Origin of the sequence: Acinetobacter sp. YH12208, from assembly GCF_013418055.1 — a bacterium.
Taxonomy (GTDB): Bacteria; Pseudomonadota; Gammaproteobacteria; order Pseudomonadales; family Moraxellaceae; genus Acinetobacter; species Acinetobacter pseudolwoffii.
On sequence record NZ_VPCT01000001.1, the window covers coordinates 149916 to 170813 of the forward strand.

Annotated in this window: 22 protein-coding genes; 12 read left to right on the plus strand and 10 right to left on the minus strand. The window is 41.7% G+C overall.

Features of this window, described 5'->3' with window-relative positions; translation table 11 throughout:
• Positions 1–264: 264 nt before the first annotated feature.
• The 4 genes from FTU95_RS00660 (at position 265) to groL (ending at position 4117) form a co-directional block, all read left to right on the plus strand.
• Entirely contained in the window at positions 265–1203 is a 939-nt protein-coding gene (locus FTU95_RS00660; protein WP_180077224.1) for a diacylglycerol kinase family protein, read from the plus strand.
• The gene (locus tag FTU95_RS00665) at positions 1184–1960 is read left to right on the plus strand and encodes a metallophosphoesterase (RefSeq protein WP_005096310.1); all 777 of its coding nucleotides are present in this window, start codon (positions 1184–1186) and stop codon (positions 1958–1960) included. Before FTU95_RS00660 ends, FTU95_RS00665 begins: the two co-directional genes overlap by 20 nt.
• Positions 1961–2128: 168 nt before the next feature.
• On the plus strand, positions 2129–2416 hold the full coding sequence (groES, locus tag FTU95_RS00670; RefSeq protein ID WP_005096311.1) for a co-chaperone GroES: 288 nt from the start codon (positions 2129–2131) through the stop codon (positions 2414–2416).
• 66 nt (positions 2417–2482) lie between these two features.
• A complete protein-coding gene (gene groL / locus FTU95_RS00675; RefSeq protein WP_005096312.1) occupies positions 2483–4117 on the plus strand; it encodes a chaperonin GroEL in 1635 nt (544 codons plus the stop codon).
• Between the two features lie 430 nt (positions 4118–4547).
• Here groL and FTU95_RS00680 read toward each other — a convergent pair whose 3' ends face one another.
• The gene (locus tag FTU95_RS00680; protein WP_180077226.1) at positions 4548–4925 is read right to left on the minus strand and encodes a hypothetical protein; all 378 of its coding nucleotides are present in this window, start codon (positions 4923–4925) and stop codon (positions 4548–4550) included.
• Positions 4926–5448: 523 nt separating this feature from the next.
• Here FTU95_RS00680 and FTU95_RS00685 point away from each other — a divergent pair.
• On the plus strand, positions 5449–7140 hold the full coding sequence (locus tag FTU95_RS00685) for a YadA-like family protein (protein ID WP_180077228.1): 1692 nt from the start codon (positions 5449–5451) through the stop codon (positions 7138–7140).
• 67 nt (positions 7141–7207) lie between these two features.
• Here the strand turns inward: FTU95_RS00685 and FTU95_RS00690 are convergent, their stop codons facing one another.
• Entirely contained in the window at positions 7208–7702 is a 495-nt protein-coding gene (locus FTU95_RS00690; RefSeq protein ID WP_005096313.1) for a copper resistance protein NlpE, read from the minus strand.
• A 230-nt stretch (positions 7703–7932) separates the two neighbouring features.
• Between FTU95_RS00690 and FTU95_RS00695 the strand changes: the two genes are divergently transcribed.
• Complete coding sequence (locus tag FTU95_RS00695) at positions 7933–9087, plus strand: LuxR C-terminal-related transcriptional regulator (protein ID WP_180049624.1); 1155 nt, start codon at positions 7933–7935, stop codon at positions 9085–9087.
• 170 nt (positions 9088–9257) lie between these two features.
• Here the strand turns inward: FTU95_RS00695 and FTU95_RS00700 are convergent, their stop codons facing one another.
• A complete protein-coding gene (locus FTU95_RS00700; protein ID WP_159516440.1) occupies positions 9258–9551 on the minus strand; it encodes a hypothetical protein in 294 nt (97 codons plus the stop codon).
• Between the two features lie 440 nt (positions 9552–9991).
• Here FTU95_RS00700 and FTU95_RS00705 point away from each other — a divergent pair, with 440 nt between their 5' ends.
• The gene (locus FTU95_RS00705) at positions 9992–10540 is read left to right on the plus strand and encodes a 1-acyl-sn-glycerol-3-phosphate acyltransferase (RefSeq protein ID WP_180077454.1); all 549 of its coding nucleotides are present in this window, start codon (positions 9992–9994) and stop codon (positions 10538–10540) included.
• A 78-nt stretch (positions 10541–10618) separates the two neighbouring features.
• Here FTU95_RS00705 and FTU95_RS00710 read toward each other — a convergent pair whose 3' ends face one another.
• The 3 genes from FTU95_RS00710 to FTU95_RS00720 all read right to left on the minus strand — a co-directional run bounded on the left by FTU95_RS00710 (position 10619) and on the right by FTU95_RS00720 (position 12669).
• The gene (locus FTU95_RS00710) at positions 10619–10939 is read right to left on the minus strand and encodes a hypothetical protein (RefSeq protein ID WP_005096317.1); all 321 of its coding nucleotides are present in this window, start codon (positions 10937–10939) and stop codon (positions 10619–10621) included.
• A gap of 134 nt (positions 10940–11073) precedes the next feature.
• Positions 11074–11835: a 3-oxoacyl-ACP reductase gene (locus tag FTU95_RS00715; protein ID WP_180077230.1), complete on the minus strand. Its 762-nt coding sequence runs from the start codon at positions 11833–11835 to the stop codon at positions 11074–11076.
• A 99-nt stretch (positions 11836–11934) separates the two neighbouring features.
• Positions 11935–12669 (minus strand): sulfite exporter TauE/SafE family protein, encoded by a 735-nt coding sequence (locus FTU95_RS00720; protein WP_005171912.1) that lies wholly within the window; start codon positions 12667–12669, stop codon positions 11935–11937.
• A gap of 245 nt (positions 12670–12914) precedes the next feature.
• Between FTU95_RS00720 and FTU95_RS00725 the strand changes: the two genes are divergently transcribed.
• Positions 12915–13133 (plus strand): hypothetical protein, encoded by a 219-nt coding sequence (locus FTU95_RS00725; RefSeq protein WP_005171910.1) that lies wholly within the window; start codon positions 12915–12917, stop codon positions 13131–13133.
• Positions 13134–13225: 92 nt separating this feature from the next.
• Here the strand turns inward: FTU95_RS00725 and rsmD are convergent, their stop codons facing one another.
• Complete coding sequence (gene rsmD, locus FTU95_RS00730; protein ID WP_180077232.1) at positions 13226–13783, minus strand: 16S rRNA (guanine(966)-N(2))-methyltransferase RsmD; 558 nt, start codon at positions 13781–13783, stop codon at positions 13226–13228.
• A 1-nt stretch (position 13784) separates the two neighbouring features.
• Positions 13785–15836: a penicillin-binding protein 2 gene (mrdA, locus tag FTU95_RS00735; protein ID WP_005171906.1), complete on the minus strand. Its 2052-nt coding sequence runs from the start codon at positions 15834–15836 to the stop codon at positions 13785–13787.
• Between the two features lie 238 nt (positions 15837–16074).
• Here mrdA and FTU95_RS00740 point away from each other — a divergent pair, with 238 nt between their 5' ends.
• The 4 genes from FTU95_RS00740 (at position 16075) to FTU95_RS00755 (ending at position 19012) form a co-directional block, all read left to right on the plus strand.
• Positions 16075–16593, plus strand: coding sequence for a hypothetical protein (locus FTU95_RS00740; RefSeq protein WP_005096326.1), 519 nt, complete (start codon positions 16075–16077; stop codon positions 16591–16593).
• 65 nt (positions 16594–16658) lie between these two features.
• Entirely contained in the window at positions 16659–17975 is a 1317-nt protein-coding gene (locus FTU95_RS00745) for a hypothetical protein (RefSeq protein ID WP_005096327.1), read from the plus strand.
• A 75-nt stretch (positions 17976–18050) separates the two neighbouring features.
• Positions 18051–18710, plus strand: coding sequence for an adenylate kinase (gene adk / locus FTU95_RS00750; protein WP_005096329.1), 660 nt, complete (start codon positions 18051–18053; stop codon positions 18708–18710).
• 86 nt (positions 18711–18796) lie between these two features.
• A complete protein-coding gene (locus tag FTU95_RS00755) occupies positions 18797–19012 on the plus strand; it encodes a hypothetical protein (protein WP_100534398.1) in 216 nt (71 codons plus the stop codon).
• Positions 19013–19129: 117 nt separating this feature from the next.
• Here the strand turns inward: FTU95_RS00755 and nth are convergent, their stop codons facing one another.
• Complete coding sequence (nth, locus tag FTU95_RS00760; protein ID WP_100328794.1) at positions 19130–19843, minus strand: endonuclease III; 714 nt, start codon at positions 19841–19843, stop codon at positions 19130–19132.
• Positions 19844–19847: 4 nt separating this feature from the next.
• On the minus strand, positions 19848–20639 hold the full coding sequence (locus FTU95_RS00765) for an RnfABCDGE type electron transport complex subunit B (RefSeq protein WP_005096333.1): 792 nt from the start codon (positions 20637–20639) through the stop codon (positions 19848–19850).
• Positions 20640–20898: the final 259 nt, after the last annotated feature.

A 20898-nucleotide genomic window follows, 5' to 3' on the forward strand; every position in this document is an offset into this window, starting at 1 on the left:
TGGTATATAATGCTATTTTATTTTTAAATATAATGAAAACAATAAGATAAAACTAAATATTTGAATTACCTTGGTTATTTATTTTAATTATGGTTGGTATTTATTTTAAAAATTATTAATAAAATCAATTTATTAATTTTATAGCACGTCTCATATTCGTTATTGATTAAATAAATGGTTGCCATTTGAATTTTACATAAAGCTACTGTTAATTGTCTATGAATTGGACAAAATGCCAATAGGCTTCATAAAGTTGTGCGAAAAATGTCTAATCAATCTAAACCCTTATCGCTTATTTATAATCATAATGCTGGTTTTCGCATACAAGGGCCAGAAGGGATCTATGAACAACTGACTGAAATATTTTCAGCGCAAGGTTATCAGACTAAAGCCTATGAAATCAATGATTCACAGCAATTTGATCATGTTATGGCGGAGGTGTTGACACGACATTTAGCGTCGGATGAAGCAGGCATCGTGGTGGCAGCAGGTGGGGATGGTACTTTAAATACAGTCGCCAAGCATTTATTAAATACGCAAATTTCTGTCGGAATTTTACCCTTGGGTACTTTTAATTATGTAGCCAAATTATTAGATATTCCCCTGGATTTAATTGAAGCCGCTAAAGTGATTGCCACGGGACAATCTAAACGTATCAATGTAGCCCAAATTAATCAGGATATTTATCTGAATAATGCCAGTTTGGGCCTGTATCCCTTATTTATCAAAAAACGTGAAGATTATAACCGGCGGTTTGGTCGATTGCCGTTACATGCCTATACTTCCGCACTGGATGTGCTGATTCGCGACCGTAAGGAACTGAAACTGGAAATCTGGGTAGATCACAAGAAATATCCGGTAAAAACACCCCTGATCTTTTTTGGCAACAATCCCTTGCAACTGGCAGATATGAAAATGCAGATTGCCAAAGCAGCAGAGCAGGGTAAAGTCGCAGGAGTAGTGGTTTCTAAAAGTGATAAGCTAACTTTATTTAAGCTTGTGTATCAGTTGGTTCGTGGCAAGATTGATCAGGCTTCGGATGTTTACAGTTTTGCTGCCGATCAAGTCCGTATCGAATCTAGATCCAAGAAATTGATGGTGGCGATTGATGGCGAAATCGTAGAAATGGCGCCGCCCCTCAATATTTCTGTTTTAAAAAACAGCCTGAGTGTAAGGGTGCCGCATGATCCTGCATCTGTCTGATCTGCATTTTGGGACAGAAAAACCCGAGTGTTTAGAGGCAATTCGACAGTTCTGTCAGACTCATCCTCTGGAAGCGGTCGTCGTCAGTGGTGATCTGACCCAACGCGCACGTTTAAGTCAGTTTTTGGCCTGTAAGCGGTTTTTAGATCAGCTTGAGACACCTTATCTGGTAATTCCGGGTAATCATGATATTCCGCTCTATCATTTGTGGAATCGGCTGTTCAATCCATTTACCCGTTATCAGCTTTTTTTTGGTGAACTTGAACCCACACTTGAAACAGACAACTTTTATCTGGTGGGGGTGAACTCAATCCGGCGCCGCTATCACACCAAAGGGCATTTATCGCTTGAGCAGATTCAGCGTATTGATCGGAAATTAGGCCAAGCGCCTTCTTCCAAATTAAAAATTATTGTCAGCCATCAACCGTTCTATGTGCCTTTTCAAAATAAGCGCGGTTTTAAGGATAGTCCATTGATGGCCAAAATTGCTTTAGAGGCTTGGGCAGCACATGGCCTGTTTGCAGTCTTGCATGGACATCTGCATCAACCTGCGGTTTATGATTTGAACCTGATCTTTGAGTTGGGGGCAGATCATCCTGTTTATGATGTACATGCAGGTACTTCAGCCTCGCATCGGCTACATAAAAAAGAGCCAAATAGTTTTAATCTGATTGATGCATCAGGAAAAATTTCCCAGTATTTATTCGATGATGTGACCCAGTCCTTTCTGTTAAAGCCTGATATGTTGAATAAATAGACGAAAAATCAGTATTCGTTAAAAAAAAGCAATTTTTTTTCATTTTTGCCCTTGAAGCGTTTTATTCCATCTCCATAAAAGTGACATCAAAAATTTTTGATGATGACCCATGGAATAATTAAGTCGTCATCAGTGACCTAAAAAAGACTTAGTCTGATGGAGTTAAATATGAGCAACATTCGTCCATTACATGACCGCGTTGTTATTCGTCGTGTTGAAGAAGAAACTAAAACAGCTGGCGGTATTTTACTTCCTGGTTCTGCTGCAGAAAAACCAGCTCAAGGTGAAATCATTGCTGTAGGTAATGGTCAAATCACTGACAATGGTGTACGTGCGCTAGATGTAAAAGTTGGCGATAAAGTATTGTTCGGTACGTATGCGGGTACAACTGTGAAAGTTGACGGCGAAGAACTTCTTATTATGAAAGAATCTGACATTTTAGCGGTATTTGCTTAATTTCCGTTTAAAGTCGTCTTATGTTCATCAGAATTTAAAAGATATTAAAAGTATTTGGAGTCAAAAATGTCAGCTAAAGACGTAAAATTTGGTGATTCAGCGCGCAGCAAAATGATTGCTGGTGTGAATATCCTTGCAGATGCAGTGAAAGTAACACTAGGTCCTAAAGGCCGTAACGTTGTGATCGACCGTTCTTTCGGTGCGCCACACATCACCAAAGATGGTGTAACGGTTGCCAAAGAAATCACCCTAAAAGATAAATTCGAAAATATGGGTGCTCAGCTGGTTCGAGAAGTTTCTTCAAAAACCAATGACATCGCAGGTGACGGTACAACCACTGCAACTGTATTGGCTCAAGCAATTTTGAACGAAGGCATCAAGTCCGTTACAGCGGGTATGAACCCAATGGACTTGAAACGCGGTATCGATATCGCTGTTAAATCTTTGGTTGCTGAAATTAAAGCAACTGCTCAACCTGCGTCTGATTCTAAAGCGATTGAACAAGTCGGTTCGATCTCTGCAAACTCTGACACCACTGTAGGTAAACTGATTGCGCAAGCAATGGAAAAAGTGGGCAAAGAAGGCGTCATCACTGTAGAAGAAGGTTCAGGCTTTGAAGATTCTCTAGATGTGGTAGAGGGTATGCAGTTTGACCGCGGTTACATCTCGCCATACTTCGCAAACAAGCAAGACACGTTAACTGCGGAGCTTGAAAATCCGTTCATTCTTCTGGTTGACAAAAAAATCAGCAACATTCGTGAATTGATCACTGTACTTGAAGCTGTTGCGAAAACAGGTAAACCGCTTTTGATCATCGCTGAAGATGTTGAAGGCGAAGCGTTGGCAACTTTGGTTGTCAACAACATGCGCGGCATCATCAAAGTATGTGCAGTTAAAGCACCTGGTTTTGGTGATCGTCGTAAAGCGATGCTGCAAGACATTGCGATCTTGACTGGCGGTACGGTGATTTCTGAAGAAATTGGCATGCAGCTAGATCAAACTGCACTTGAACATTTAGGTACTGCACATAAAGTGACTGTATCTAAAGAAAACACAGTGATTGTGGATGGTGCGGGTAATGCAGGTCAAATTTCTGAACGTGTTCAGCAAATCCGTGCGCAAATTGAAGAATCTACGTCTGAATATGACAAAGAAAAACTTCAAGAACGTGTTGCTAAATTGGCAGGCGGTGTTGCAGTGATCAAAATCGGTGCTGCGACTGAAGTTGAAATGAAAGAGAAGAAAGACCGTGTAGATGATGCCCTTCATGCAACGCGTGCTGCGGTTGAAGAAGGTGTGGTTGCAGGTGGTGGTGTTGCACTTGTACGTGCAGCGAAAGTATTGGATAACGTAACTGGCGCGAATGATGACCAAAATGTAGGTATCAACATCCTTCGTCGTGCAATCGAAGCACCACTTCGTCAAATCGTATCGAATGCAGGTGATGAACCTTCAGTCGTAATCAACGCTGTGAAAAATGGCGAAGGCAACTTCGGCTATAACGCTGCAACTGGTGTTTATGGCGATATGCTTGAAATGGGTATTCTTGACCCGGCAAAAGTAACGCGTTCTGCACTTGAGCATGCTGCTTCTGTGGCTGCTTTAATGCTGACAACTGAATGTATGATCACTGATATCCCGGAAGACAAACCTGCAATGCCTGATATGGGCGGCATGGGTGGAATGGGCGGCATGATGTAATTCATGTTGATCATTTGATCTTGAAAAATCCCTACCTCAGGTAGGGATTTTTTTTATTTCTTGATAAAAAAGTACGATTTCAATAAAAAATAGAGTAAAATTTGAGACATAAGTTTGATCTAGATTAAAAAATGCAAACAGGGTATCATTTTTTATTAAAAAATTGATTAATGTTTATTTTTGTAACATTTGATCTTGGAATATATAAATTTTTGATTTATGATTTAATCAAAATATAATTGATGTGCGGCTATATGAACAGTACAGTTATAAATAATGAGGGGAAAAGTTCAGAGGATCATTCTGAACTGGTATTGATTAGTAAATGTGAATTAAAGTCTTTATACCGAAAATTAAAGGAATATGAAGATCGTTTACAGAGGTATGAGCATGAGCATAAAAAAATTTTAGCTTATTTCACGCATAAAAATTACAATTGATTTAACTCATCAATCAACTTTTTAATGATATCTTTATGATGATTTTTTAAAGCGCGAAACTTCAGATAATAGTCTAGATCTCCAATATCATGTTCTGAAATCTGAGCACTCGGACTAATATCCTGGTCTCCAAATCTTAGCCATTGATTAGATACATTTAGCCAGATTGCTAAAATAGAAAGTTTATCTTGGCTAGGGATGGCCTTACCTAATAACCAGTTATTTGCAGATTGTACTGAAATTGGGCTGCCGTCATAACGGTGATTGAATTCCCTAGATAAAAAAGTAGGGCTAATAGGGTGTGCAGCATCCAGTAAAGCTTGTTTCAATCGTTCAGCAAATAATTTTTTTTCTTGTTGATTGCTCATAAATTAAGTTCTCTCTTTCTATCTCATCATACACTTTATAAGTTTTATCTTAAAAATGTATTTAAAAATACTACAATGATTTTAAGAGCATAATTTTAAGAAAACTCGACTCATATTTCAATTGTAACAAAGTTTTTTAGCCTATCTTGTTGTAATTATTTGTAATTATTATTTGTTTCTATATTTTATGTTTAGTTTAGCTTAATACAAATATCAGGTAATCAATCTGTTAATTAATCAAGGTTACTTTATCATTTTTTATTTCTTAAATTGCTATTTAAAACAAAATCTTAAGTTAATTTCATATTATTTTCACCCTTAAAATCAATTTTAAATTTAAAAATAAATCAAATATTGATTGATATCTTTGTTTCGTTTTGTATATTATTGCCTCAGGTCCGCTCTAGCAGCGGCAGGTAGTGGATGGCAGTCTCCAGAACAACCAGACATTCAACTCAGTTTTGCTGGTTTACATCAATCCTAGGGTAGACCAGTCTTTTTATAAAAATTGAAGGAAATTTACATGAAATTTCAAAAGACTCTTTTAGCAGCTGCTTTAACTTTAGCTTCATTCACAATGGCGAATGCGGCTGAGCCAAAAAAAGGTGAGCAAGTTGTCGATCAGTATGCATTCACTGAAGAAGGTGCGACAGAGCCAACTTATGTATATGCAATTGGTAACAAAGTTTATACACGTGACTTAATTGATGGTTCTACTACTGACTATAAATTTAATGAATTAGCAAATCAGTCAGTTGCAACTATTAAGGCAGAAGGTTATACGTTTGTACGTGGTGGTTTAGTAGGTACTGAAACTATTGTCGGTGGTCCTGAACAACCTCAACTTACAGAAGTAATTGCAGGTGAAGCTCATACTTGGGAATATTCATTATCTTCTAATACAACTGTAATAGGCGATGAAGTTCAATTTTCTGGTAACGTAACCAGCGAAATCGAAGGTGATGAGCAACCGATTGATGGTTTATTGCAAGAAGCAGATAGCTCTATTGTTGGCAATGGTAAATTCCAAAATCTTTCTGTAGGTGCTTTTGACGGTTCGAATGGTAACAACCTTGGTCTAGTTTCAACAGAGGTGCTTGTTGCTGCAAATGGTACAACTACTGTTGCTGAGACTGCACTTAATGCACATGGTTTAACATTAATTAAAGTTAACCCAGAAAATTTGAATGGTGATGTTTCTATTAATTATGAAACAGGTACTTTGACATCACAGCAAATTGTTGGTGGCACAGCTGTAGATACTACACCGCTAAAAGCTTATGGTACAATTAGTGAAGCTGGTGTTCGTGATGCACAAATTATTGAGTTTAATGGTAAATATTATTCAGTTTCTGCTGATAAGAAACTTACTGAAACAACTGCCGACTCAATCGAAAACCTTACATTAGTAGGTGCTGGCGCAGCTTCAGGCTTATTTGGTGGTGTTACAAACCAAATTAATTCAACAGCATTTGTAGGTGCTACCAAAACTGTTTACGGTGAATCGGTACAATCTTTTGACAATGCTGGTCAAATTTTAGTGGGTGGTAGTGATACCAATGCATCTGCAGGTGTAATTCCAGCAGGTACAGATTTCCAGGTTGGTACAAATGGTCCAACTACAACTAAGTCTCAAAGTGTAGAAACTGGTATTATCGCTACTGATTCAGAAGGCGGTAATGTGTATGGTTTAGAAGTTAAAAAATCTACAACCGATGCAAATGGTACCACAGATGCTAAAACCACTATTACAGCAGATGGTATCAAAACTACTGGTACAATCGATGCTGCTGGTTTCCTTGTAAATGGCCAAAGCATTACTTCTACTGTTGATACTGCAGTTGCTGATGCTAATAAAGCAATCGATGCCAAAATTACTGAAGTTGATTCTCGTTTGACTCAATTCAACACTACAGCTGGTCAATTAAATAGCCGTGTAGATCAGTTGAATTCACGTGTTGATGACGTAGAAAAAACTGCTTACCGTGGTGTGGCAATTGCATTAGCTGCTCAACAACAAATTCCTAACATCGGTGCTGGTCAATTCGCTGTATTTGGCGGTGTAGGTCACTATGAAGGTGAGTCTGCTGGTGCTCTAGGTGTTGCAAGCGTGTTTGCTGATGGCCGTACTTCTGTAAGTGCTGCTCTTGGTTTCGCTGGCGGTAACGAAGTTGGTGGCCGTGTAGGTGTATCATACGTATTTGGCGGTAAGTAATTACTCCTTATACTGAGCTATAAAAAAATCCCCGCAATATGCGGGGGTTTTTTATGTCTTTACAAAATTATGATGAAGACTTTTTAACTAATTTGTAATTTAAATTACTCTCAATTTTTTTACCTGATTCAACATCACGTGCTTCGATAAAATTTTCGCCAACAAAGAATTTACGGTTTTCAGCTTTGTTATCTAATGTGATGAGTGATGGATCCTGAGGATCAAAACTAAAACTGCCTTTGAGTTCAAATTCATTATTATTAGCTTTCCCTAAATATTCTTCACTCAGTTCATAAGTCTTATCTGAATTAAGCTGTAACTCGACTTTAATGCCTTCACAGTCGGCACAAGGAAATACACCTTCATATTCACCTGCCCAATCTAATGAGGTCTCTGCGCTATCAGCCCGAGTCAGATTGGTACCGGGGTTATTTTGCTCCGTCATCGCTGGGCTGGATGGTGCATTATGATTCATTGGCTCATTGTCATTCTGTTTTGAACATGCTGTCAACGTTGATGAAATAGCGACTGCCATCGCAGCGGTGAATATAAATTTCTTCATTGTTTTGATCCTATGGATTTATTTGTTAGCTAATTACATTAAAAAGCAGTCTGTATAGATAAATAGAGCAATCTTGTTAAAGTTTGATTCATTAGGTGAATCAGATCAAAGTTATTCATCAATCAATAGACTTCAGGGATTTTCATAAAATATTAAAGGTATTTTATGTCGTTTCACCAAGGGCTGCTTGGCGCTATGATTAAGAAAGAACTATAAAAAATGAGGCAGCAATGAAATTAGAACAAGAAAATAATCTTATTGCAAAAATTTATGATGCTGCATTATTGCCAGCTTTGTGGCTGGAGGTGATCGAAGATATCGTGAGCTACACTAAAAGTAAGAGTGCAATCTTTACCGGTCTGGATCAGCTTAATCCAGGCTATGATTTTGTTCACACGTATAATATCCCGAATGAAAGTTTGGCTGCCTATCAGGATGAGCGTATCAGAGTGATTGATATGAAGCTCCATATGCCCTTATGGAATGATATTGAGATGGGGGATGCGCTAAATCAGAATTGTCAGCATTATGCAGAGCGGCCCGGTACGGATCATTATGTATTTTATGAAAAATGTTTAAAGCCAACAGGTGTCTGCTATCTGGCAGGCGTGTTGCTCGATCAAGGTCATTATCGCTGGGCCGTACTCGGTATCCATCGTGCGCCTGAGGTGCAGCCTTTTGAACAGGCAGAGCTGGATTTTCTCCGACGAATCAGTATTCATTTACGCCGGGCTTTACAAATTCACCGACAAATCAGCTTGATTCAACAAGATAATTTAAACTTGTATACGCTATTGGAGGGTTTAAAAACAGGGATTGTGCTGCTTGATCAAAACTTGTGTTTAAGCTATTCCAATCCTGTTGCACAGCAGATGATTCAGCAAAGTTCATGTCTGGATCTGGATAGACATAATCATCTAAAAACCCATCCTTCTCAGCAGGCACGTCTTGATCAGTTGTTAGAAAGTGCTTTACTGGATGCTACAACGGTTCAGGCTGAGGTCGGTGGAGTCTTGGCACTGAGTGATAGTACAGGGTCTCAATTAATGCTCACAATCGTGCCGTTTAAAAAATTAAGAAATATGCAGCTTTTACAAGCGGATCAGCACCAGATTGCATTATTTATGACCGACAAGAACCAGCATTACTCACTGTCCAGAGCTTATCTACAGCAGTGCTACCATCTGTCAAAGCGAGAGTTTGATTTATGTGAATTGTTAATTAATGGCTATAAGCTGGAAGATATTGCAGAGCAATGTGGTATTACCCTAAGTTCAGTTCGCACCTATTTTAAAAATATTTATGAAAAGACCAACTGCACCTCACAAATTGAGCTGATGCACTTATTAATGGGATGTACGATTCAGTTTGAACATATTGATTAAGATAACGCCATCTTCTGATGGGATTATCTGAGTTGATTTTATTTTAGTTGAGTCGAGAGAGTGTAAAACCACCTTCGCCACTTCCCGTCAATGTGAGGGTAATAGCATCAATTGTACCTAACAAACCTAAATGTGCATGAGTCTCGGAAAGACCTGTACAACCGTTGGTATCAATGATCTGAACAATCTACAAATAATTTACTATCTCGGATCTGGTAGTTACCATATTCGATTCCCGCTCCACTACAAGATGTGTCTCCAGCTTCGACTTGATCATGCCCGATAGCATCAACTAGCGTATATGTATGATTTGCCTTGAAAACGAATAATTGTTTACCCGAACCTGAGCTCCAGGCACCTATAATTCCCGAATTATGAAGGGTAATTTTCGTAAAAATTGCACTTTCATCTGGATTTTGGGCTTCCGAAATTTTTAATTGAGTGCTGTCGAAGAATATTTTCATATGGCTTAATCATTGTCCGAACCGCCACATGCCGTGATTAACCCCGTTAAAGCAAGACAAATTAAAGTCTTTTTCATCAGAATCTTGCTGAAATTATAATGTCAGGGAAGTATAAAAAGACGTGATGTTTTGCCATATCCCAAAATGAGGAGGGTAGGAGCATTTTAGTGAATAAGCTCTTGAATTTATTTCACAATCATCGTTGATGGAGCGAGGTAGTCAAACCTGAGTGCTGCTTGATGGGTAAATTAAGTTGAAATGTATAAGTGTTTAATTCATTTTTTATTTGAAAAATCTAATTATACAAATATAGATTAATTGGTTATTTGTTGTGCAATTTGCACTATCTATATTTGCTTAGATTGCTAGAATCTGCGCAGATTTGAATAGAACTGGTGCATAAGGTGTTTGAGAAGTTAGCAGAACAAAGTCTGAACATGATGGGTTGGGAAATTGATAATCACTGGCCACTAGATTTAGAGCAATGTGTCATGATTGCTGCTCCTCATACCAGTAACTGGGATGCACTCTATGCGCGTCTGGCTTTGAAAGCGTTAGGTGTGAATGTTCGCTTAACCATTAAAGACAGTTATATGAAATTTCCATTGGGGCCTTTTGTACGGGCGATGGGCGGAATCGGGATTGACCGTCGACCTAAGCAGCCGGGTGAACCGCGTCCGAGCATGGTACAGGTGATGACGGATTTATTTAAGACCCATCCCAAACTGGTCATGCTGGTCACACCAGAAGCAACGCGTGCCAAACAGGAACAGTGGAAAACCGGTTTTTATCATGTTGCGATCAATGCGGGTGTACCGATTGCTTTGGCTTATATGGACTATGCTAAGAAAAAAACTGGTGTAGGTAAAATTGTTTATCCGACAGGGGATTATGAAAAAGATATGGGGGAAATCATGGCATTTTATGCAGATATTCAGCCAAAATTCCCTGAATGTTTCAGTGTCGATCAGCGTTATTATCAGAATTAAAATTGCGTTGTAAAAAGAGCAGGGTATTTTCCCTGCTTTTTTATTGCCTAAGAATTAAGAATATCAGACAAATACTACTTAGTTTTCAGAAGCGGGTAAAATTCCACCGAGGCTTTGACAGGCACTTTTATACAGCTCATATTGCTGTTGCACAACTTCCGATAACGGAATATCAAATAATTTTTCACCTTGGTGATAATGCTCGATATACGCTTCGGCCTTGGATTTTGTGCTATAGAGCGAATGCTGATAATAATCGGTCATGCTGGTATGCGACATCTGTGACATCTCGATCTGGGAGCACTGGAAATTTTGCAGCAGCTGTTCCGATTTTTTCAGATCGCTAGACATACAACCTGCCAGCAATAGGGTACTGAGCAATGTCGTGATAAATTTCATAGAAAATAGACAAAAGGTTTTATGGGAACACCGTATTGTAGAAGTAAAATCCGGTCACAAAACCTTTTTAATCTACCAGATGGTCAAAAAATAGAACAATAGAATCTAAAAATCCCGGTCTATTCTCTGGTCAGTTAACCTTTAACCAAGCCGCCATCCACAATCAGGTTTTGTCCGGTCACGGCACGTGAATAAGGCGATAAAAACATCAGGATTGCAGCAGAAAACTCCTCCGGTGTTATCACGCGGCGTAAAGGAGTTGATTGAGCAATCAGATCAAAAACAAAGTCTGGTGTGGCTTTACTGGCATATGTGGTTTGTAACAGGCCGCCAGAGAGCATATTGACATTAATACCATATTGTCCCAAATCCTGCGCCGTAGTGCGGGTAAAGGCCAGTAAAGCCGCTTTTGCTGCGGTATAGTCATGATAAGGAACCACCGGATTTTGCACCAAGTTTGTGCCGATATTGACGATCCGGCCAAAACCCGCATGCTTCATATCGTCCAGTGCGGCTTGCGTGGTATTGAGGGCGGCCTGTACTGCACCACTGAATTGACGCGACATGGTCTCCCAAGTTAAATCTTCAACCTTAGGACGATCATCCCCATTAAATTCAAACTGAATCAGCGCATTATTGACGACCGCATGAATCGCTTCCCCGAAATGCTTTTTTGCAGCAGCAAATAAAGTCCGTACCTGATCAGCCTGAGTGACATCGGCCTGATAAATAAAGACCTGCTCGGGATACTGCTGCGCAAGCTGTTCGGCGGTTTGCTGACTGCTATGATAATTGACGACGACGCGAGCACCTTCTGCCAATAGGGCTTGAGTAATCGCCAAACCCAAGCCACGTGCTCCGCCGGTAACGAGAACAATCTGATCACGAATCTGCATAATGATGATCTATATTACGAAATATTGGCCCTAACATAGCAGTTATGTCAGCGGATTCAAGCCTGAGGCAAAGTAAACCAACTCTGCATGAGATTGGGCTTAAATGAATTGGGACGCTATAAGAAAACAGCCGGCGCTGAACAGCAAACTTAGGATAATACGTTTAAACAGCAGTTCAGAAATTTTATAGAAGAGTTTTGCCCCTAAAATGGCCGGAATACTGACAAAAACTATTAACACTGCCATATAGGGTAAATGACTTTGATCGATCATACCTTGCCATAGATAGGTACCGAGTGCGAAGACCTGAACTGCAAAATTAAAATGCCTCAAGATATAGCGTTGCTGGGCTTTCGGGAGTTGTTTCAACATCACCCATGCTGAAGGGACGGCTCCACAAAAACCACCAAGTCCGCCTAATATTCCACCCATCAATCCGATACTACTGTCGGCTATTTTTCCCGAGCGCTGAATGGTTTTGATTTGTGGATTGAGCAGCATCAGCGGAGACCAGAGCACCAGAAAAATGCCCAAAACTAATTTAAATGTATCAGCTTGAATGATGTGCAGCAGGTAAGTGCCGAGCGGTACGCCAATCAGACCCGCCACTAAATAAGGCAGTAGCCACTGTTTAGATAATATGGGTGGCTTCTGTTCCTGCGTCAGTGAAATTAAATGACTCCAGATGGAAGCAAATACCAGCAAGGGCGCTGCCAGTTGCGGAGCCAATACCCAGACCCAGAATGACATGGCAATCAGGGCAAAGGCAAAACCGGTCAGCCCCTGTACGAAACCAGCGACCATTGCACCAAGAATAAATAACAGCCAGGTCATAAAGGTCAGGTCAGAAGGAAAGGCAGCAGTATTCTAAAGATCAGGGCAAAAGCCAAGCTTTTAGTTAGCTGTATTTATGCAAATTAAAGTTCAAATGTGCGTAAAATATTAAAGCGAAAATAAGGAATGAGTTTTTTATTCCTGCATAAAAAATGCATAAATCACTACAACAGAGCAACAATGAGTTCGTTTAGTCTCCATGAACTCGCCTGATACTGATAGGGTGCAGTAAAGAGATTAGGGACATGATTAAAAAAGCGATTTTACTTTCTGTATTGGCAGTGTCATTAACTGGTTGTGTGGTTGATCCATGGGATGATGGTTCTCGTGATCACCGGGATCGCAACGGACATTATGATCGAGACCACAAGGATCGTGACTGGAAAAATCGGGAGCATAGAGATCATCGGGATTGGAAGCGTGACAGAGGTGACAACCGTGATTGGCGCCGTGATCGTGACTAAAATGATTCTCGCATCTTTCAGTTTGACTATTATTGACAAAAAAGGATTCCATCGCGGAATCCTTTTTTAATGGGTCTTAATTGTGACTTTATTTAAGAAACACTTTTTTGATAAAGCCCTGCACGCACTGTGCCGGCTTTGGTATTTTTAATGAGTCGCCATGACACTGGTAATTTAAGCGACTGTAGATCACGGTCTGCTTCCACATAAATATAAGCATTATTTTTCACCAGATGATCTGCCTGTAATGCCAGCTCTTCCCATAAGTTCAGGCTATACGGTGGATCGAGAAAAACCAGATCAAATTGTGTTTGCAGGCTGGTTAAAGCTTGCTGCGCCGTTGCTATTTTCAATTGGGCGCGTGCTTTGGTGACTTGTAAAAGTTCAAGATTCTGGGTCAGGAATTGTGCCTGAGTACGATCTGGTTCAATCATGACGACTGAGGCCGCACCACGCGATAAGGCTTCAAAAGCCAAGGCACCAGATCCTGCACAAATGTCCAAAACCTGTGCATTTTGTACGTCCCACATAAGCCAGTTAAACAGGGTTTCGCGTACTCGATCAGGCGTCGGGCGTAAACCCTCAATGCTGGCAAAAGGTAGTTGACGACGTTTCCAGTCACCCCCAATAATTCGAAGTTGGTTTTTCATTTTAGTCTCGTTCTACCGGTGTGGGAGCAGGAGGCGCTACAGCTGGAGCAGCTGCATTTGCAGATGGATTGGTGGCAGGATCTGGTGGCTGAATATTGGCTGGAGCTACAGTTGCTGCATCTTGACTCAACATGCCTGCACCACTTGGCAATTCAGCAGGCTTGATTCCGGCTGTCATCAGACCACCACTGAGCTGATGACCTTGCGGGCGTACCGGCTTCTTATCTTTATGCAGCAACCAATAATCAAAAATCGGACGAGCCAGCACAGTGGCTGCACTACCGCCACGACCATTTTCCAGAATGACCGCAATCGCAATTTCAGGATTTTCAGCAGGTGCAAAACCGACAAACAGGCCATGATCCAGCTGACGGTCGGTCAATAAGGATTCATTATAACGCTTGCCTTGAGCAATGCTCTTCACCTGAGCTGTACCAGTTTTACCTGCAATGGAATATTGTAAGCCACTTTTGATGCCTCGGCCTGTACCAGATTGAATCACGTCGACCATGGCATCACGCATCTTGATCCAGTCTTCTTCCTGACCATTAAAATCGATTTTGCCGTGGGTACCATTATGTACCTTGAACGTTTTGGCACCGCGACTTTCACGTAACACATGCGGAATGACTTTATTGCCATGGTTGGCGGTAATGGCCGTTGCCATGGCCAGTTGTAACGGCGTTGAAGTGAAAGCCCCCTGACCGATACTCACCGAAATAGTTTCACCACGTAACCATTTGGCGTTACGGGTACGCATCTTCCATTCCGGGTTCGGGTACAATCCTGAGCTTTCACTTGGTAAATCCACGCCGGTTTTTTCACCAAAACCAAACTGACGCATCCAGGTGTTCATTTTCTCAATGCCCATGCGGTAGGACATGACATAGAAATAAGTATCACAAGAAACGACCTGAGCTTTGTGCATGTTGACTGCGCCATGCCCGGATTTTTTATGGTCACGGAAGCGGTGACTATCGCCCGGCAGACTGAAATAGCCCGGATCAGAAATAGTGGTATCCCAGTCCACCAGACCATAATGCAGGCCGCCCAATGCAAACATCGGTTTAATGGTTGAACCAGGAGGATAAACCCCTTGCACGGCGCGGTTGTATAAAGGTTGATCCAGATTATCACGCAGATCACTATAATCTTTATGACTGATACCGGTCACAAACAGATTTGGATTGAAACTTGGGCTGGAAACCAGCGCCAGAATTTCCCCAGTTTTCGGATTCATCGCCACAATCGCACCACGGCGTCCAGCCAGTTGCTCTGAAGCCACCACCTGCAAACCATAATCCAGTGACAAGAACAGATCATTACCGCGCACCGGATCCTTACGGCCCAAATGCCGTAGCACATTACCAAAAGCATCCGCTTCTACCGATTCATTTCCTGGCACCCCATGCAGAAGTTCTTCATAGGATTTTTCTACCCCAATTTTCCCGATCAGGTTGGTCCCGGCATACAGATCCTTGTCAATGGCTTTGAGTTCTTTGTCATTAATCCGGCCCACATAACCAATCACATGGGCAAACAGGTCGCCATGCGGATAATAGCGGGTCATCTGGGTTTCAATATTCACGCCCGGAAACTGATATTTGACCTCGCTAAAACGGGCAATATCATTTTCATTCAGGTTGAGCTTGATCGAAACCCGTTCGGTTCTACGTGCTGTTTTGATCCGGCTTTGGAAGCGTTCAATATCTTCTTCGGTCAGCTCCAGAATAGGCTTCAGACGTTCCAAAGTCTGGTCAATATCCTGCACATCGGCGCGGCTTAAAGTTGCGGTAAAAACCGGGTAGTTATCGGCCAGCAATACGCCGTTACGGTCATAAATATAACCGCGCGCTGGAGGCAGAGGTTGCAGACGAATCCGGTTTTGGTCAGAAGCGGTACTGAAGGTCTCGAAATTAAAGAGTTGTAAATAAGCATAGCGGCTGACCAGCAGCAGCATAAAAAAGATGACGATTCCAACAGAAATCCATACTCGACTACGATAGATGCGCTTTTCTTGTTGTGCATTTTTTAAAGGAAAGTGCTGCTTCATACGCGATCGACTTGAGACCTGAGGAAAGGAGGAAAGAATCAAAGTGGAATATTCTAACGCAACTGGACTTGATTTGATAATGAAAAACTGCCATTACGATCAGTTCCTTTAAGCTTTGACTTTGCAGACATGAAAATTGTAAAGTGCTGTATATAAGAGTTGTGATAATTCTGATACAGTAAAATCGAATAAAAATAGGACTATACCAAAAACTATAATTAAGGAAGATGGTGAAGGAATGAACAAGGTTTACCCTTTGTTGGCGTTTGCATTGTGGGCGAACGGGGCCTATGCACATGATCAAATCAATAATACTGCAGATAAAGTAGAAGCGACTCAGGCAAAAGCCTTTAATGTTGGGGCTGGTTTTACCCGGAAGCTGGTACATTTAAATACTGAATGGGTTAATCCTTATGGGATTGCTTATGTGAAAGGTGGGGTTTTTCTGGATGATGATCGAACGATAGGGGGACAAGTAGGCTTTCGTTATCCTGCGCATCTGACCGGCAAGGATAAAAATGGGTATTATGTCGGAGGCTATGCGGGTCATATTGAAAGCAAACGCGTCGACAATGAATACAAGGCCCGCTTAGGTGCTGGAATTGATTTGGCCTATGTTTTGTTGAGTTCAGAGCGAATCAGCAGTTTTAGTGTCGGCATTGGTGCCGGAGAGAAATTTGAAGATCGAAATGGTCGTGTGGTGGCCGAAACTGAACCGCGACTACAATTTTCCTATACTTTAAGTATCGGTTTATAGACAAAATATTTGACCTTATAAATATGTGTATTCTGTGAACAAAAAATTAAATATGGAACTTATGCATGCTTGAGTACGTCAACGAATTGTGGCAAACCTTTGTGAATCGCCCGGATTTTTGGGCCGTGCTCAGCATTATTCCGGTGACCGCATTTGTAACGTGGGCTCACGTCTGGATGGCACTGAAAATGGTGTTTTATCCGATCAATTTTTGGGGTGTCCATCTCGGTCCTGTACCTGTCGGCTGGCAGGGGATCGTGCCACGCAAAGCTGGCCGTATTTCAGGCATTATTACCGATAACACTTTGTCTAAACTAGGTTCCATCCGCGAATTTTTAGAGGCCATGGATCCAGATGATATGGCACGGATCATTGGTGAACAGGTTGGTTTTGAACTGGAACATCTGATTGATGAAGTGATGATGGATCGTAATGCAGTCCTTTGGGAAAACCTGCCTTTTGCCATCAAACGCAGAATTTATGCACAGGCACAAAAACAAATGCCGGCAATTTTGCGTGAATTGGTGACCGAGCTGACCATGAACGTCGAGTCACTTGTCGATATGCGTGAAATGGTGGTCAGCCAGATGGAAGGTGACCGTCGGTTAATGGTGCGCATGTTTCTGAAAGTGGGCCAAAAAGAAATCAATTTTATTTGGCATATCAGTGCACTCATCGGCATGTTCTTTGGTATTTTCCAGATGATTGTCTGGTTCGTGGTGCCTTGGCACTGGACTGTTCCGTTCTGGGCTGCCATCTGGGGCTTTTTGACCAACTGGATTGCAATCTGGATGGTATTCAACCCGCTCTATCCGCACCCGGTAAAGTACCCGCAATTCTTTAGCCGTACCACAAGTCGCAAGTTTCCATGGATTAAACCTGTCATTCCGCGTATTGGCACCTATAACATACAAGGCGCATTTATGAAACGTCAGGATGAAGTCTCTGATGTTTTCGCAAGTGTAGTCACAGAAGATCTGATTACGTTAAAATCGATCATGACCGAGATGATGTATGGCGGGAAAAAAGACAAAACCCGCCGCATTGTCAAACGTCATATTAATGAAATTATGGAAACACCCCTGGTTCGGACCTCTTTACAGCTGTCTTTAGGGCCAAAAGAGTATGCAAAACTCAAGACGGACTTGATCGATCGCTCGATTGAAATTACGATGGTGCCTGTATGCGACCCAGCATTTAATGCGAGCCGTGCACAGAAAATCTATCAAATGTTTAGAGACCGCATACGCGAGTTGACTCCGAAGGAGTTTCAGAATCTGTTACGTCCTGCATTTCAGGAAGATGAATGGATTCTGATTTTATTGGGTGGGGTAACCGGTTTTGTCGCGGGTTTAATCCATTTGTTTGTGGCTTTCTTATAATGAGATGCCGGGGGACACAATCGGGCGATTGTGGTCGTGGCGTCATACATATTGTTTAAATGAGGATGTTTATATATGCGCATTATCTTACTCGGACCACCTGGAGCAGGTAAAGGTACACAAGCTCAGTTGATCTGTAAGCGCTACAATATCCCACAAATTTCAACCGGTGATATGCTCCGTGCTGCAATTCGTGAAGGAACTGAATTAGGTCTACAAGCTAAAAGTGTCATGGACAATGGCGGTTTGGTTTCTGATGAGTTGATCATTGGTCTGGTCAAAGAGCGTATTGCGCAACCTGATTGTGTAAATGGCTGTATTTTTGATGGTTTCCCGCGTACCATTCCTCAAGCAGAGGCTTTAGAAAACGAAGGTATCAACATCGATCACGTGATTGAAATCGATGTTCCAGATGAAGAGATCGTACAACGTCTTTCTGGCCGTCGTCAGCACCCGGCATCTGGCCGTGTGTATCACATCGTTTACAACCCGCCAAAAGTGGAAGGTAAAGATGACGAAACGGGTGAAGATCTGGTTCAGCGTCCAGATGATCTGGAAGCGACAATTCGTAAGCGTTTAGGTTCTTACCATACTGAAACTGAGCAACTGGTGGGCTTCTATCAGGGCCGTGCAGCATCAGGTGAAAATGCACCGACTTACAACAAGTTAAACGGTCTGCGTCCAATCGATCAGGTTCAGACTGAGCTTTTCGCGATTCTGGATCAAGCAAAATAATCGGCTAACGATGATTTTGACAATCGAAGAGCCCTAAGTCATATTAGGGCTCTTTTTTATTGCGTATTTGAACAGGTGCTGTGGCTATGAAATTTGGCGTGTTGGTGTTAATGATTATATTTCTGGCAGTGTTGGTGGGTCTGTTCTATATGAGTTTTAAAATACTGAATAAAGTACGTCAGGAAGAACGTGCAGAAAATGCAGCCAAGCATCCACAACGCCAGTTGCACCCGAAATTGCAGGCGGAGCTTGAACAGCGCAAAAAAGAACAGGAACAGGCTGAACACGATCAGAATAAATAATTCGGCATGCTTTAGTGGAAGCTGAGTCCAGTTTTAAATAAAAGCGGTATGTTGAAAATTGTAGAAAAGGTGAGGTATTGATCACCTTTTTTTCGGTCTTAGTTTAGTTCTGCAATTCTATTCAGAAATAGCGATATTCTTCACTGCAATTGCGCGCGCTGCACCAAATTCAAAACGATCAGGCCAGTTACACACATCGGCGACCACACATTCATGACATTTCGGTTTACGGGCAATACAGCAATAACGGCCATGTAAAATCAGCCAGTGATGAGAATCAATGATAAATTCTTTCGGAATCACTTTGACCAGTCGATGCTCAACTTCAAGCACATTTTTACCTGTAGCCAATCCGGTACGGTTACCAACCCGGAAAATATGTGTATCCACCGCCATGGTCGGTTGACCAAAGGCAGTATTCAGCACCACATTGGCCGTTTTGCGTCCCACACCCGGCAAGGCTTCCAGATCCGCACGATTATCCGGTACCACGCTGTTGTGCTTCTGAATCAGCATCTCACAGGCTTTAATTACGTTGACTGCTTTTGAGTTATATAAACCAATGGTCTTGATATATTCCTTTAAACCATCCACACCAAGCGCATAAATCGTTTCCGGTGTATTGGCGACTGGAAACAGTTTGTCCGTGGCCTTATTCACGCTGACATCGGTGGCTTGGGCAGACAGAGTCACGGCGACCAGTAATTCAAAGGGATTGGCATAATTCAGCTCGGTTTTCGGATTGGGGCGCTGTTCACGCAGGCGTTCAAAAAAGGTCTGAATCTGTTTTTTGGTCATGTTTTTTACAGGTTTTGTGCTCGCAGTGGTCATGTACTTATCCCTGTAAGGTCTGTAATTTTTCAGCTAATTCTGTCAGTTGCAGGCGTTTGCTGGCATCTTCACGAACCGAAAGCTGTTTTTCCAGCTTTTTAATTTGGGTGCGTAGTTTTGCCAGTTCAATCGTGGTTTTAGAATCTAGCGTAATCGGAGTATTCGCCGGCTTATTCACAACTCCAATCACAGGAAGCTGCTCATTTAAAGCAGAGAACTGGGCAAACAGGGCAGTATTGATTTCTGCACGGACGACTGGGCCCTTACGGTCAGTACGGCGTTTTTCTTCACGCTGGATATGCGCATAATAGCGCTGACGTAAATCGTCCTGTTCAGCAATACGCTGTGCTTCAGTCGGCAAAGGCTGTGGGTCTTCGACCAGATCGATACAGTCAACCGGACACGGTGGAATGCACAGTTCGCAACCAGTACACAAATCGGTCAGAATGGTATGCATCAGTTTGCCGGCGCCAATAATCGCATCGACCGGGCAGGCGCTAATACATTTGGTACAGCCTATACATTCATCTTCACGAATTACGGCTTTGATGCGCTGCGGGCGACCGTCGGCTTGAATGGGCCAGACACTTTCTTCTGCCACAAGTTCAGGACGATTTAATAATGCAGCCAAAGCATCGGCAACAGGCTGTCCGCCTGGTACACATTTATTGGCATTTTCACCCTCAGCAATCGACTGGGCATAAGGTAAACATCCGTCACGATGACCACAGAGTCCACATTGGGTTTGAGGGAGTAAAGCATCAATCGATTGGACCAGAGAAGTTGGCGAATTCATGAATAACCAGAGCTGCTCATGCTGAGCTTTGCAGTAAGTGAAACAAAATATGTCGAGTTATGCATTTTAACATATTTTTAAACTCCTAAGTCGTGCGCAATTAAAGGTCAAGTTATGCTTTATTATTAAGCATAAATCTGAATCTAAGCCTTGATTCAATTGGCATTTCCTGACATAGAAAAAATATTCATAATCAATATAAATATTTGTTATCAAATTAATTTTAAAGTATTTTCAAAAAAAGTATTGTAGATTAGTT

What these genes read in the sequence shown, in the direction of transcription:
- FTU95_RS00660 (WP_180077224.1), top strand. Translation starts at nt 265, where the DNA reads ATGTCTAATCAATCTAAACCCTTATCGCTTATTTATAATCATAATGCT.
- FTU95_RS00665 (WP_005096310.1), top strand. Translation starts at nt 1,184, where the DNA reads ATGATCCTGCATCTGTCTGATCTGCATTTTGGGACAGAAAAACCCGAG.
- groES (WP_005096311.1), top strand. Translation starts at nt 2,129, where the DNA reads ATGAGCAACATTCGTCCATTACATGACCGCGTTGTTATTCGTCGTGTT.
- groL (WP_005096312.1), top strand. Translation starts at nt 2,483, where the DNA reads ATGTCAGCTAAAGACGTAAAATTTGGTGATTCAGCGCGCAGCAAAATG.
- FTU95_RS00680 (WP_180077226.1), bottom strand. Translation starts at nt 4,925, where the DNA reads ATGAGCAATCAACAAGAAAAAAAATTATTTGCTGAACGATTGAAACAA.
- FTU95_RS00685 (WP_180077228.1), top strand. Translation starts at nt 5,449, where the DNA reads ATGAAATTTCAAAAGACTCTTTTAGCAGCTGCTTTAACTTTAGCTTCA.
- FTU95_RS00690 (WP_005096313.1), bottom strand. Translation starts at nt 7,702, where the DNA reads ATGAAGAAATTTATATTCACCGCTGCGATGGCAGTCGCTATTTCATCA.
- FTU95_RS00695 (WP_180049624.1), top strand. Translation starts at nt 7,933, where the DNA reads ATGAAATTAGAACAAGAAAATAATCTTATTGCAAAAATTTATGATGCT.
- FTU95_RS00700 (WP_159516440.1), bottom strand. Translation starts at nt 9,551, where the DNA reads ATGAAAATATTCTTCGACAGCACTCAATTAAAAATTTCGGAAGCCCAA.
- FTU95_RS00705 (WP_180077454.1), top strand. Translation starts at nt 9,992, where the DNA reads ATGGGTTGGGAAATTGATAATCACTGGCCACTAGATTTAGAGCAATGT.
- FTU95_RS00710 (WP_005096317.1), bottom strand. Translation starts at nt 10,939, where the DNA reads ATGAAATTTATCACGACATTGCTCAGTACCCTATTGCTGGCAGGTTGT.
- FTU95_RS00715 (WP_180077230.1), bottom strand. Translation starts at nt 11,835, where the DNA reads ATGCAGATTCGTGATCAGATTGTTCTCGTTACCGGCGGAGCACGTGGC.
- FTU95_RS00720 (WP_005171912.1), bottom strand. Translation starts at nt 12,669, where the DNA reads ATGACCTGGCTGTTATTTATTCTTGGTGCAATGGTCGCTGGTTTCGTA.
- FTU95_RS00725 (WP_005171910.1), top strand. Translation starts at nt 12,915, where the DNA reads ATGATTAAAAAAGCGATTTTACTTTCTGTATTGGCAGTGTCATTAACT.
- rsmD (WP_180077232.1), bottom strand. Translation starts at nt 13,783, where the DNA reads ATGAAAAACCAACTTCGAATTATTGGGGGTGACTGGAAACGTCGTCAA.
- mrdA (WP_005171906.1), bottom strand. Translation starts at nt 15,836, where the DNA reads ATGAAGCAGCACTTTCCTTTAAAAAATGCACAACAAGAAAAGCGCATC.
- FTU95_RS00740 (WP_005096326.1), top strand. Translation starts at nt 16,075, where the DNA reads ATGAACAAGGTTTACCCTTTGTTGGCGTTTGCATTGTGGGCGAACGGG.
- FTU95_RS00745 (WP_005096327.1), top strand. Translation starts at nt 16,659, where the DNA reads ATGCTTGAGTACGTCAACGAATTGTGGCAAACCTTTGTGAATCGCCCG.
- adk (WP_005096329.1), top strand. Translation starts at nt 18,051, where the DNA reads ATGCGCATTATCTTACTCGGACCACCTGGAGCAGGTAAAGGTACACAA.
- FTU95_RS00755 (WP_100534398.1), top strand. Translation starts at nt 18,797, where the DNA reads ATGAAATTTGGCGTGTTGGTGTTAATGATTATATTTCTGGCAGTGTTG.
- nth (WP_100328794.1), bottom strand. Translation starts at nt 19,843, where the DNA reads ATGACCACTGCGAGCACAAAACCTGTAAAAAACATGACCAAAAAACAG.
- FTU95_RS00765 (WP_005096333.1), bottom strand. Translation starts at nt 20,639, where the DNA reads ATGAATTCGCCAACTTCTCTGGTCCAATCGATTGATGCTTTACTCCCT.